This is a genomic window from Virgibacillus sp. L01 (genome assembly GCF_052246775.1).
In the GTDB taxonomy this organism is placed as follows: domain Bacteria; phylum Bacillota; class Bacilli; order Bacillales; family Amphibacillaceae; genus Lentibacillus.
The window spans coordinates 1,055,669-1,068,875 of the sequence record NZ_JBQQCP010000001.1 but is presented as its reverse complement, the minus strand read 5'-3'; the positions used below and the strand labels follow the sequence as shown (position 1 = coordinate 1,068,875).

10 protein-coding genes and 1 pseudogene are annotated in these 13,207 nt (G+C 40.1%); 8 read left to right on the top strand and 3 right to left on the bottom strand.

All coding sequences use genetic code 11. The annotated features are described in order from the left end of the window. Window positions 1-8: 8 nt before the first annotated feature. Together ACTWQM_RS04905 and ACTWQM_RS04900 are read right to left on the bottom strand one after the other, a co-directional pair. Window positions 9-440 (bottom strand): peptidoglycan-binding domain-containing protein, encoded by a 432-nt coding sequence (locus tag ACTWQM_RS04905; RefSeq protein ID WP_443257093.1) that lies wholly within the window; start codon window positions 438-440, stop codon window positions 9-11. Window positions 441-545: 105 nt separating this feature from the next. Next, window positions 546-1,061, bottom strand: a pseudogene (locus tag ACTWQM_RS04900) (peptidoglycan recognition protein family protein); the annotation flags it as partial. Window positions 1,062-1,210: 149 nt separating this feature from the next. On the opposite strand from ACTWQM_RS04900, the gene ACTWQM_RS04895 reads away from it, so the two are divergent. The 4 genes from ACTWQM_RS04895 (at window position 1,211) to ACTWQM_RS04880 (ending at window position 5,175) form a co-directional block, all read left to right on the top strand. Continuing rightward, complete coding sequence (locus tag ACTWQM_RS04895; RefSeq protein ID WP_443257034.1) at window positions 1,211-2,017, top strand: ABC transporter permease; 807 nt, start codon at window positions 1,211-1,213, stop codon at window positions 2,015-2,017. 32 nt (window positions 2,018-2,049) lie between these two features. Continuing rightward, window positions 2,050-2,847 carry an ABC transporter ATP-binding protein gene (locus tag ACTWQM_RS04890; RefSeq protein WP_443257033.1) on the top strand — a complete coding sequence of 266 codons (798 nt, stop codon included), beginning with the start codon at window positions 2,050-2,052 and terminating at the stop codon, window positions 2,845-2,847. A 6-nt stretch (window positions 2,848-2,853) separates the two neighbouring features. Next, window positions 2,854-3,987, top strand: coding sequence for an ABC transporter substrate-binding protein (locus ACTWQM_RS04885; RefSeq protein WP_443257032.1), 1,134 nt, complete (start codon window positions 2,854-2,856; stop codon window positions 3,985-3,987). A gap of 207 nt (window positions 3,988-4,194) precedes the next feature. Beyond that, window positions 4,195-5,175: a TIGR00341 family protein gene (locus ACTWQM_RS04880; protein ID WP_443257031.1), complete on the top strand. Its 981-nt coding sequence runs from the start codon at window positions 4,195-4,197 to the stop codon at window positions 5,173-5,175. A 49-nt stretch (window positions 5,176-5,224) separates the two neighbouring features. On the opposite strand, the gene ACTWQM_RS04875 is transcribed toward ACTWQM_RS04880, so the two are convergent. After that, window positions 5,225-6,706, bottom strand: coding sequence for an alkaline phosphatase family protein (locus ACTWQM_RS04875; protein WP_443257030.1), 1,482 nt, complete (start codon window positions 6,704-6,706; stop codon window positions 5,225-5,227). A gap of 166 nt (window positions 6,707-6,872) precedes the next feature. On the opposite strand from ACTWQM_RS04875, the gene ACTWQM_RS04870 reads away from it, so the two are divergent. From ACTWQM_RS04870 to ACTWQM_RS04855, 4 genes are all read left to right on the top strand, one after another. Further along, window positions 6,873-7,049, top strand: coding sequence for a YjzC family protein (locus ACTWQM_RS04870; RefSeq protein WP_443257029.1), 177 nt, complete (start codon window positions 6,873-6,875; stop codon window positions 7,047-7,049). 1,113 nt (window positions 7,050-8,162) lie between these two features. After that, a complete protein-coding gene (locus tag ACTWQM_RS04865; RefSeq protein ID WP_443257028.1) occupies window positions 8,163-11,573 on the top strand; it encodes a hypothetical protein in 3,411 nt (1,136 codons plus the stop codon). A gap of 23 nt (window positions 11,574-11,596) precedes the next feature. Then, on the top strand, window positions 11,597-12,529 hold the full coding sequence (locus tag ACTWQM_RS04860; RefSeq protein WP_443257027.1) for a fumarylacetoacetate hydrolase family protein: 933 nt from the start codon (window positions 11,597-11,599) through the stop codon (window positions 12,527-12,529). Between the two features lie 74 nt (window positions 12,530-12,603). Continuing rightward, on the top strand, window positions 12,604-13,158 hold the full coding sequence (locus ACTWQM_RS04855) for a DJ-1/PfpI family protein (RefSeq protein WP_443257026.1): 555 nt from the start codon (window positions 12,604-12,606) through the stop codon (window positions 13,156-13,158). Window positions 13,159-13,207 lie beyond the last annotated feature (49 nt).

Below are 13,207 nucleotides of genomic sequence, written 5' to 3'. Positions count from 1 at the left end.
TTTAAGGGTTAGTCATTGAGTTCCATGCGGATATATTTTCTTGTATTAGGCCCATAGATTCCGTCATTAGCGAGTGCTGCGTACATCGACTGGAATCGGCGGACAGCATCCTGCGTATTTGGTCCATAAATACCATCGATTACACCGGGATTAAAATTAATTTCTTTTAATGCACGTTGAACTTGTTTAACAGCCTCCCCTTCTGTTCCTTGTGACAATACTTTATCTGGTAATGGAAAATCTATAGCTGGAGAACTGGATCCAAGGACTTCTTTTAATTTGGCGAGTGTATTAGGTCCTACCAACCCATCAACTTGTAGTCCATAAGCGCTTTGGAACCGCATGACGGCACGCTGGGTTTCTTCACCATAGATTCCGTCTGCTCCAAAGACCGGTAAAGGGAACCCTGCTTGAATTAAATCCTGTTGAATTTCCTTCACAAATTGGCCCTCATCACCAATATCTAATGGTAATTCCACGGATGTCCCTTTTACTTCAGGTTCAGCAGGTTCAACTGTATCCCCACTGCCTGAGAACTCAGTTTGATAAACTTCTTTTACATCCTGGATAAATTCCCCCCATGAGATACCATGTTGATGCAAAGCATTTTGCGGATCTGTACGACGTTGGGGATCGAGCGTGCTATGGGCAACAATATCTGTGTCAGGGTTAAGTCCATATTTATCTACTAAATAGGCATGATACCAAACATAGCGGTTATAAGCCTCCTGAAAATCAATGTTACTTCCATAAGCCAACTCAACACCAATGGCAGCATCATTAGCGTCTTCACCGTAAAGTGTATTATCTTTTGGAGTATTTGATCTAACATGCCACGCCTTTTCCTCAAGTGGGATTATTTCCAAAATATAATTATCATCAATAAAGGTATGGGCAGAAGCTAAAGGCTGAATACGGTCAAAATAATTCCGATTGTTATAGGCTGTCGAACCAGGGTTCCCTGTATCGTGACTGACGATATATTCCACGTTATGAAGTTCTTCACCTGACCTTGAATCCCCGTAGTCGATATAATCTTGGGTAATATTATATTTCGCCATTTTGATTTATCACCTCGCTTTTTGTTTTCCCACAATCAATATATGTAGAAGAACGTGATATAGGAAGGGTTTTAAGCAAAATGGTCTGTCTAATTCATCACCACTTTCTGGGCGGATGCATAGCATAGTGCATGAGAGGTGGTGAGGATATGGGAAACAATCATTCAGCTGTTTCGCTTGAGCGTGCTGAGTGGCAAAAAAGGCAGCGTAATCAAAGGTTGAAGAGTTTATTAACAATCTCATCTCCTATATTTATTTTAATTCTATGGGAAATTTTATCACGAACAAGTGTTATGGATCCGCGCTTTTTCCCTCCACCTACCGAAATACTGACAACTTTAGTATCTATGGGAACAAGCGGCGAGTTATTCATGCACGTTAAAATTAGTTTGTATCGTATCTTTTCGGGATTTGTGCTTGGGGTAGCCCCAGCTATTGCTCTCGGGTTGTTAATGGGAATGTATTCACCGATCCGACATTTCTTCTCACCTTTAGTTATGGCATTAATGCCAATTCCAACACTGGCAATGTTACCAATTATTTTAATTATTTTTGGGATTGGTGAGTTTTCTAAAATGTTGATCATTGCAATAAGTGTCTTTTTTCCTGTTGTAATTAACACAGCTGCAGGGGTAACAAATATTGATCGGATTTATATCGATGTCGCCCGGAACTACGGTGCAAGTGCGAAAGACTTTTTCTTTAAAATTGCATTGCCCGGATCTTTACCAGTCATGCTGGAGGGAATTCAAATGGGGCAGGCGATTGCATTATTAACGATTGTGGCTGCTGAAATGGTTGCAGCAAATAGCGGGATTGGTTATCTGATTTGGGTAAATTATAAGGCCTTTTTATTAACCGAAATGTATGTAGGTCTTGTGCTCATTTCCTTCTTTGGCTACTTCTTCTCCTTACTGCTAAGGGGACTGCAAAGTAAATTGATTCCGTGGAGATAGCCAACTAAACAGTAAGGAGGGTAACTCTGACAATGGTACAGCCGAGTAAGATTACAATTAACCAGCTAACAAAAGTATTTTATAAACGAAATGAAAGTGTAACAGCGTTAAAGGATATATCACTTACTATTGGAGACGGTGAATTTGTCTGTTTGCTGGGGCCAAGTGGATGTGGGAAAACAACTTTACTAAGAATGTTAGCCGGATTGGAAAAACCGAGCACAGGAACATTTAAAATTCACCAGTCAGACGATGCGAAACCTCTCCAATCAATGGTATTTCAGGAACGTGGCGTAATTCCATGGCAGACAGTTGAAGAAAATGTTGCCTTTGGATTAAAGATGCGCCACCTTCCAAAGAAACTAGTGAAAGAGAAGACGGACTACTATTTGGAAAAGGTAGGATTAAAGCAGTTTGCAAAGTTGTTCCCAAAAGAATTATCGGGCGGAATGAAGCAGCGGGTAAGTATTGCTCGGGCTTTTGCAAACGACCCGGAAATATTATTAATGGATGAACCGTTTGCAGCATTGGATGAACAAAATAAGTTTATACTCCAGGAAGAGCTGCTAGCCATCTGGGCAGAAACAAAGAAAACCGTATTATTCATTACACATAGCATTGATGAAGCGCTATTATTAGGCGACAAAGTATTACTAATGAGCTCTCAACCGGGACAGATTTTGAGTGAAAAGAAGATAGATTTACCACGTCCAAGAACGATTGAGGATGTTCGCTCGAATCCGGAAATGGCAGAGCAGTTCGTTGATATATGGAAGCATCTACAAACAGAAGTACAAAATGATCGTAAAACTAAAGAACAGAAAGGTTGATTAATCATGAGGGGAAAATGGTTAAAGATAATTGGTGTCTTTTTCCTAATTGTTACGCTTGCCTTAGCAGGTTGTGCTAGTTCAGAGACGAAACCAAAAGAAGACACGCAAGATGACCAGAATTCAACGGATCAAACGAAGGAGCAAGAAAGTACGACTGAAGATACTAGTTCAGAAGGGGAGCTTGAACCACTTGAAGAGCCTGTCACGGTAACAATTGCTGAGGATGGTTCAGCTTCTGGTGCAGGTTTTTATATCGCAAAAGAAAGAGGTTATTTTGAGCAATACAATATAAATGTTGAATTCGTTAAATTTGGTAATAGTGACGAAATGCTGCCGGCACTAGCAGCAGGAAAAATTGATGTGGCTGGTGGTATATCGTCAGCATCATTTTTCAACTCCATTGCACAAGGTATTGATGTCCGCATGATTGCTGATAAAGGTCATAATGTGATGGGTGATTCTTATTTCACCTTTGTTCTCCGAAAAGACCTGCAAGATGAAATTAAGGATTATAAAGATTTAAAAGGAAAGCGAGTTGCGGTTTCTACAAAAAATGCAGTTGATGATTATATTTACGGGAAAATGCTGGAGCATGCCGGCTTAACAAGGGATGATGTGGAGTTCACATTAATGTCCGACTTCGGTAACATGATGTCTGCGATGGGTAATGACCAAATCGCTGCAGCCCTGCAAATAGAACCCTTGATTACGCAGGGAATTGAGGAGAACTTACATGTGAAATTTGGTGATGTTACTGACTTTGCACCAAAAGCTCAAATTGCGATGGTTTTAGGATCGCCAAAATTCCTTAATGAGCGCCGTGATGTTGCATTACGATTTATGGCAGGTTATTTGGAAGGTGTTCGTGATTATAATGATGTATTTGTCAAAGGTGAAGGTGAAAAGGAAGAGATCATCAACATTATGACAAACCATACAGCGCTTAAGGATCCAGCCATATGGAACAAGGTCGCCGTTACAGGCTTGAATCCAAATGGCCGTATGTTCATTGAAGATATCAAGAAACAATACGATATGTATAAAGAAAATGGTGCAATTAAAGGGGAAGTAGACTTCGATAAGGCTGTAGATCCGTCATTAGTAGAGGATGTACTGAAGATAATTGGAGAATATTAAATCAAGACCCTTCTAAACAGGAAGGGTTATTTTTTTGATCGTTTTTCGTCATGAAGAAGAGCGAACAGGGTAACAATAAGGCGTAGTATTCTTCTTTCGCAGTTAAGAAAGCATTTCCTACTTTCTTACTGCATAAGTGCAACTAAGGCTTTTGCCATAGGGCTTGACGATAAGCCAAGTTTTCTAAAAATAGGAGACGAATTAACGATGAAATTACAATTGCTTGAAATTTATGCACCACAGGACTTTTTAGATATTGAAGATATTGAGGATAATTTCTCTGTTGTTTCGTATTGGGTTTCTGAAAAATTTAAGGAGCAGAAACTGACTCGGATTCTTGTGGAGACAAATGATGTTGAAGAAATACTTAATTATTTGGAGAAGCTACCCAGTGAGGACGATACTTATCAAGTTATGCTGCTGCCTGTTCAAACGTATCTTCCCAGGGAAAAAAAGGAACCTCAAGAAGAAGAGAAAGATTTGCAGCGAGCAAGCCGGCACGAATTATTCACGACCATTACCGGAGCAAGCCATATGAGTGTCAGCTACATGTGGTTTATTATTTTTTCAGCATTTGTTGCGACGGTGGGTGTTATAAAGAGTAGTCCTGCTGTTGTGATCGGTGCTATGGTGATTGCACCGATTATTGGTCCTGTTACTGCTGTATCGTTTGCTTCTGTATTAGGTGATTTTAAGTTACTGCGCCGGTCTATATTGACATCGTTATTTGGGTTGGGCGTTCCGGTACTAGTTGCGGGTGTGTTCAGTTTTCTCTTTAATGCGCCGGTAAATAGTGATGAGTTTATTTCCAGGACAATAATTCAAATCATTGATGTGATTGCTGCCTTAGCTTCTGGTGCTGCAGGGGCGCTTTCTTTTATTAAAAGAAATGAGGGGGCTCTTGTTGGTGTTATGGTTTCAGTTGCTTTAGTACCCCCAGCTGTTGTATTAGGTATGAACCTTGGAGCGGCCAGATGGGAAGAGGCTCTTATTCCGTTCATTCTGTTAATGGTAAATGTTAATTCTATCATGCTCTCAGCTGTTATCGTGTTTTGGCTAAGTGGTATTAAACCAAATAATTGGCAGGATCTGCAAAAAGCAAATATTTCACGTAAGTATTCGCTCTTGTATGTTTCAATTATTGCTCTAGTGCTTATTACTGCTATTATTTTTATAAATTTTGTGTAATCAGTACGTTTAGTGCTTAACCTCGATTAATCGGTAACGCCCGTATTTATTAATCCTTGTGTTGTTGGGAAGCCAACTGAAGTATAAATTCTTTCATATCTACAAATCGCCGAAATTTTGGTTTAGCAGTGGTTCCTGCAATTAACAACGGTACAAGTGATTCTTGTTTATGCAATGAGCCATGTGCTGCACCACCGAGATGGAATGGTGTGGACTGGGCTTTAAATTCACAGCCCGGTTTTGCGTTAACCACAATAAAACGCCCAGAATGGGAATGTAATGCACTGGATAATCTTGCTAGTGCATCCGGATAATCACCATAGATTAACTTTTTGTCATCGGATACAGTCAAATCCAGTAGCTCTAGTTCTCCATCAATGCTCCATGTTTGTTCATACATATCCATATATGCCCCATCTGGACTATAATTTAATGATCCGCTTCTCATACCTGATTCGATGTGAATGTTATCTTCATTTTTCCAGGCAATGATATCGATTCGGTTATCACTTTTTAAACGTTCGACAATAGCGGGTTGCGAAAGGTTTTTATCAAGTATATAAACATAAGCCATACGCTGGTTTACACAAAAAACGAGCTGATCTTTTTTGTGGACGTGGCGTTGAATCCGGGCTATACGATATTTTTTTAGTATTTTGCGTAAGTCAATTATAAAGCTGCGGTACTTGGAACCCATTGGTGCATGACCGTTATCTCCCATAACCATCCATATATTTTGGTTAAGAGCTTCTTCCCAGCTTGAATATAAATTTAATGTTTTTTGGATTTCACGATCAATCTTGGCAATCCCTTTTAAATCCATTGGTCCTCTAAAATGAATGCGGGCATCCATATCCTGGAATATACAAAAGGTGAAACCTGGTAGTCTGTTCTTGCGAATTAAGTATTGTAGTTCCCGAGCGGTATACTTATAGTTTCCTGCAGCTATTTGTGTTGCGATACTTCGTGGACGCAGTTTGGAGAAAGATCCTAACGAGAATATAGATGTAGCTTCGGTTGTCCATGCGCCGTTTTCGAAGTGGGTTAATGTGCTAAGTAACTTGGGAGTGTGTAACCGCTTCGGTGTATTTCCACGATAGACAAATGCATTAATGGAAGCTGAAGGAGTTCCTGATTTAGCCAATTCCTCATAGATTGTCGTAACTTCATCACTCAAATGCACATTATTCAAATTGTAGAGCATGTTATGGATGGAACGCCGCATCCCTAATCTAAACGTTTCCCGGAAACCGGTACCGTAATTAATCACCTCTTGCTGGGAGTTGTCAAACCAGTTTAAGCCAGGTATGTGATGTTTATCCGCATATGTTCCTGTCAGAAGGGTGCTATCAATCGTTACCGACATTGTAGGAAATGAACTGACCATATTGGATAGATAGCTGCCGTTCTCCATCAGATATTGTAAGGCTGGGGCACGGCCGGTTTGGATAGCTATTTCCAGTGGTCTTGGCATCAATGAATCGATATTGAGTAAGATTACTGGTTTTGTTTGCTGTGTGTTCTGATTCATACTGTTTTTCATCCTCACTTATCTGTATCATTCTACCTGTTACGTAATTTTTCATATTCCTAATTATACTTTGATTGATTTACATAAATATACTATCTATTTTTTCCGAATGAACTACTTTGCAGTCAGCCATAATAAGAACAAATAAGGATAAGGAGTGATTGAGATGGGTGAATACAGTCATTTTCGTTTTGGGCAAAAAGCACCGAACAATGGTGTGTATAGAGAAATTGGGGAGACAGGCAGCAATGTTGCTGATCCGAAAAGAGTTGAGTTAAAGGCTGGAGAGAAGTTTCCGCAAAACTCGAACTTTGATCGTGTTTGGACAAATGAAAAACATTAAGGTAAAAAACTTACTGGTTCAGTTACTGGACACATTGAAAAGAGGTTTCAGCATATAGATCTTTCCATCTATATCATTGGATCTAATACGTAGTTGATATAAACTGCGAACTAGTGAAGTTTTCACTGGTTCTAATGATGGTTAAGCGCTTAAATTCGTTCCGGCAGAATACTTCGCTTTCCATGGGCACGATCTCAGCCCCGGCAAGGGGTATGCCGACGTTGTCCGCAAAGGACGGTTTTAGTCGGCCTTCATTTAGTTGCTTCTTCCGGGGTCTTCGGAACGTGCTCTTCCCATAGGACAAGGAAAGCCTCGGCAGCATTACATCGCACGAAGAAAATTGGTTTTTATTTTCGAGGGGTCTACGTATTCTGCCTCCACTGAAGAGACTTTCTTGATTAGAGGCTGTAGTGTTCCTTATGGCTAAGAAGATTAAGGTGAAAACAATCCTAGCGGAGGAAATACATGGAGACTCCCGCGGGAAAAGCAACAGCTGAAGATCCCGCAGGAAGCAATTTTGCTTCCGAGGAAGCTGAAGCGTTCCCGCGGAAAGCGAAGTGTATTTCCAGAGCGGCGTCATAGAACACTATGTCGCAGTTTATATCTAGCTAGCAACAAAAAAATCCGAACTAATTCAAATTCTGTTTCAAGAATTTTGAATGATAGTTCGGATTTTGCTTTGACTAAGTGGAAATTAACAAGCCTAGCACATTTACAAATAGTATGGATTTACTTCGTATATTTTTCTACTCGAGCCCTTGATTTGAAGACCAGATGAATCCTCATTCCGTTATTTCCTCCAAAACCCTCACTTTGGACCTGCTTTAGGATCCTCGTTCCGTTATTTGTCTTTTTAAACCTCCTATTCGATTGATTTTGTCTATTTAACGGAACGAGGATTCACTTCACCCCTGTTTGAGCAGGTTTTTGCCCCTTTAGCGGAATGAGGATCCACATACAAACGTGGATAATTATGACAGCCAAGCACTAAGATATGGTATAATAATGTTTTAAATATTTTGATAAAATAAAGCACGTTGCAGGGGGTTTTTCATTACTAGAAGTCCTTTTACCCTTCGCAGCCCATTCCCGATAATAGATAGAGGTGATATCTTGAACCATATGCAATCCCAACAGCGGCAGAAGATTGTAGAAGAAGAGCTGAAGAAGCTGGATGAGAAACAATACATAGATAAAGATACATATTTGGATGTTTTGCAAGCCCATAGTCAGTATTATACGGATCAGGAGAACAAGCAACAGCTATCGGAACAGAACGCGGAAAAGGTTAAAAAGCAGTCAGAACCAAAAGTACCGAAGCCAAAAAAGGTTAAAAAAGTATTGTCCTCACAGGAAATTCGTGACCGGAATATTACGTGGTCTCTAATTCTTGGGGTGGTTTTACTGCTGATTGGAGGACTGGTTCTTGCTACAAGCACTTGGGATACGTTGACGGACTGGAAGAAAACGGGGCTAATTGGTCTTGTATCTTTACTGTTTTTTGGTTTGGCGTATTTTACAACACGTGTCGTAAAAATTGAAAAGACTGCATTTGCATTTCATGTGCTTGGTAGTTTGTTTCTGCCGATTGTCATATTGTCTGCTGGCTATTTTGAATTGTTTGGCCCTTACTTTTCTTTTTCAGGTGAGGGACGCTACCTATATGGAGCAGCTGGGAGCCTAGTAATTCTGCCTGTGTACTTACTACTCTCTATAAAGTTAGCATCACGTTTATTTGTGTGGTTTTCTTTTGTAACCTTTACGGTGTTTGCCGGATTCCTTATAGCAACTTTAGAAATGCCTGTCGACGGGTTTTATTTAGGAATTATGGCATTTAATGCTGCGCTCATCGCAGGTTACCATTATGCAAATAAGCAGGGACGTTTTCCGTTGTTTACACAGGAATTTGTCCGCTACATTCAGGCGAGCTTAATATTATCTACCTTGCTCATGCTTGTATTTTATGAAAACGAACTTTTTTATAGCTTTAACCTGATGCTTACAGCGGTTATCTATTTTTCCATGATATTTGTTTCAAATCATAAGGAATATCACATCGTATTTAGTGCGATGTTAGTTTATGGTGCCTATCAATTGATTGAGTTCTCCGTACTGAATGAGGTTGGGGCTATTGTATATGCACTGCTTGGGATTGTATTTGTAGTGCTGCCGAATTTTATAAAGGATAGCAGTTCACTGCATAAAGCATTCCAGTATACGAGTGCAATCGTTTCTGCTGGTGCATTTCTTTTTATAAGTTTTAAAGGAATACTCTTGAACATGAATGAGCCATCGTTTGTGTTACTGATTGCGTATCTGATCATATCCTTGAATTTTGCATATTTAACATACAAGGTAAAACGGACGCTGTTTTCCTATCTAAGTCCAGTATTTTTTACGGCTGGGTTGTATGAAGTGGTTTTACTTGGCCGCGATCTGTTTGGTTATGCGTACATAGGTCTGCCAATGTTTATTGCAGGTCTTTTCTTATACATTGTTTTCGGTTGCTTCATGAAGCTTGGCTTTTTCCAACCGATTAAAAAGAGCTCCCGTGATATTGGTGTCGTTGTGATGGTGCTTTCTATCCTGCTCAATTTAGGAATCGTCAGCTTGTGGCAGATAGGTACTATGTTTGTGCTGCTAGCTGTAGCTGCACTATTCATGGACCGATTTGAACAACGAGCCATTTTTAAAGATACTGCGAGTGCATCTTGGATTCATGCACTATCAATAGGATGGGCATCCGTAGCGTATTTTACAAAGATTCAATTTTCCGATGCAGCCTTTTTTGTGGATGCCGGGCATCTTGTTATAGCAGGAATTATTATTCTGATTGTAAGTGTTTTATGGAAAAGGAATAAAAAGAAGTCCTTTTATGACAGCTCATTCTATGTTTCACAAGGATTTTACGCTATTGGAATGGTGAGGACTTTCTTATATGACTTTGATGATAATTTTCGTGCATTGATTGTCCTTGGTGGAGTTGGAATGGCCTATTTGCTGTACAGAAAGACAATGTGGATCGTCATGCCTTATCTGATCGGTGGAGTTTCGTTACTATTTTATTTTACCGTGTTATATGCAGTTCATACGCAATTTACTATCCAGTCTGATCTGTATCAATCGCTTCAATTTGTTGTTGGATCACTTCTGGTTTTAGGTACTGGAATAATTATCGGAAACAAGGACCGCAAACTCGTGAAAGGCTTTTGGTGGATAGGGCATATTTATTTGCCTTTCTCCTTATTAGTTACGTACATGTTTAATGGTGAGAAAGCATTTTGGGCCTTTCTTTTGGCTGCTGTAATCTATGGTGTAAGTGTTCTAAAGGTAAACGTTGGATGGAGGGTAAACACCTTTTTATACGCCAGCTTCACGTCTGGATGGATGACGGTTAGCCTAGCAATGCTTTTGTTGGATTTGGATAATCATGTTCATTATGCCTTCTTAATAACAAGCGGTGTGCTTGCTGTGGGATGGTATCTCAGTAATAGATCCTTGGGGCGAAGAATTGCCTTTTATATAGTACCTTTCTCTCTAATCGGAATCAGGGTTTTCATATCGGTAAACCCATTCGACTTACTGTTGTTCGTTGTAACAATTATATATGGAATTGGTCTGTTATGGATTTTGCATAAGGAAAAATGGGATGTTTTCAATGCAGTCCCCCTTCTTCTTTTATTCCAAGGATTGTTGTTATACAGCTTCGAGCAACTGGAATGGGAGTATACAATGCAGGTTACGGTGACAGGATTTGCGCTAATTGCTTTGCTAGTTGGAAGGCGGTTTTATCAGTTGGTTTTTCAAGGTGCAAAGGAAAAAGGAGAGCAGCTGTGTATTGATTGGTATACATTTGTTGGCTTCATTGCAGCAGGCAGTTTATATCTCTGGATGACAGAAGACTTATGGACCAAGCTGTTGCCAGGGCTGTTGCTAGTTGGAAGCTTGTTGCTGCAGCATAATCGTATTCCTTCTGTAGCGCCGAAATGGATTCTATTTGTTGCTTGTGCTTATTTACTGCAACCCTATTACACGATATTAGTTAATAGCGAGCTGCTGGAGCTGATAGAAAGGGAATTGTATGTTCTGCCGTGGATCGTTCTCGTTATTTCGCTTAAAAAGGTTGCGGATAAATCTTTAAAGACTCTCATCAACAATGTTCAGTGGGCAGTCCTGATTATCGTTTCCCTTCTTCTTATTCAGGATGGAATGGCAAGTTCAACGATTTACGACGCGTTGATTGTTGGGACACTCGCTCTTGTATCCATTATTGGTGGTATGGCCTATCAAATGAAATCCTTTTTCTTTGTTGGAACAGGAGTACTGCTATTAAATGTATTTCTGCAAACCAGACCATACTGGGGAAACCTTCCATGGTGGATGTATTTGCTCATTACAGGGTCCGTATTGATTGCAGTTGCGAGTTACAATGAATGGCACAAACAAAAGACATCTGATGGAAAAGAAACGCTAATTTCAGTTTTCAATAAAAAAGTTATTCAAAGGATCAAAAAATGGGATTAAAATTTTAAAAAGGGGTGTTGTTGATGAGATTAGTAAGCTATAAATTAAAAGGAAAACCAAGTGCATTACGGGTTGGGTTTATGCTGGATGAGAAGGTAATTGACCTACAGGAAGCCTATCGTCAGGTGCTTCTTTCAAGGCAGGATAAGGATCTTAGTAATGCTATAGAAAACGTGCTTCCCTCTGACCCAACGCACTTTTTTGCTGCAGGAAATAGAACTATTGATAAAGCAAAAGAAGCGTATACGTATGCTCAGAAGAATAGCACGGAAGGATTCAGCCTATTGTACGAGGAGGTATTACTATCCACACCTATTCCCGCACCAGCTAAAATTATTTGTGTAGGGAAGAATTATGCCGAGCATGCAGTTGAAATGCAGAGTGATGTTCCTGAGTTTCCTGTTCTTTTTGCAAAATTTTCAAACGCGTTGATTGGACCTGAAGATACTATTGAGAAAAGGGATGTTACCGAAAAACTCGATTATGAAGCTGAACTGACAGTTGTAATTGGAAAAGAAGCATCACAAGTCAAAAAAGAGGATGCCCTTGATTACATTGCCGGTTACACGATTGGCAATGATATATCTGCACGTGATCTGCAAAAAAGAACCCCCCAGTGGCTGCAGGGGAAAACACTGGATAAGAGTACTCCAGTTGGCCCATGGGTCGTTACAGCTGATGAAGTAGGGGATCCTGGTAACTTATCGATTCGTTCAACTGTGAATGGAGAGGAACGTCAATCTTCCAATACAAATAAGTTTATATTTAATATTCCGTATCTAATTGAATTTATTTCTAATCTCGTTACATTGGAGCCGGGAGATATTATCCTGACGGGAACGCCAAATGGTGTCGGTGTGGCGATGGACCCACCACAATTCTTGAAGGATGGGGATGTCGTTCAAATAGAAGTAGAAAAGGTTGGTCAGCTGAAAAATAAAATAACGGAACGGTAGATTTTTAAAGGATTAATCTTCTGGTAGTAGAATATAGTTAAATAAGTCATAAATTATATTTGGGAGGAATTTAAATGTCAAAAAGAGTTTTAATCATTGCCGGTGATGCTGTTGAGTCGTTAGAAATCTATTATCCTTATTTTCGCTGTCTAGAGGAAGGTTACGAAACAACGATTGCAGCGGGTTCGGCTAAAAAGCTCCATACCGTTGTCCATGACTTTATTGGTTGGGAAACATACACCGAGAAAGAAGGCTATATGATTGATGCAACAGCCAGTTTTGATGAAATCAATCCTGAAGAGTATGATGCATTAATAATTCCTGGTGGACGTGCCCCAGAGCATGTTCGCTTAAACGAGCATGTGCCAGCTATCGTGGGTCACTTTTTCGAGACGGAAAAGCCGATTGCAGCAGTCTGTCATGCCAGTCTCGTGTTAACGACGGTCAGGGAGCATCTGCAAGGTCGGGAGATGACGGCTTATATTGCCTGTAAACCCGAAGTGGAGGCTGCTGGCTCAACTTATATTGAAGAGCCGCTGCACACTGATGGGAACTTAATTTCAGGACATGCTTGGCCAGACCTGCCAGGGTTGATGAAAGAGTTTGTTCGGCAAGTTAACCAGGAATAGTATAGGGTAATCGCACCATTTAACTTAAAAACTCCATACATGCCCTTAC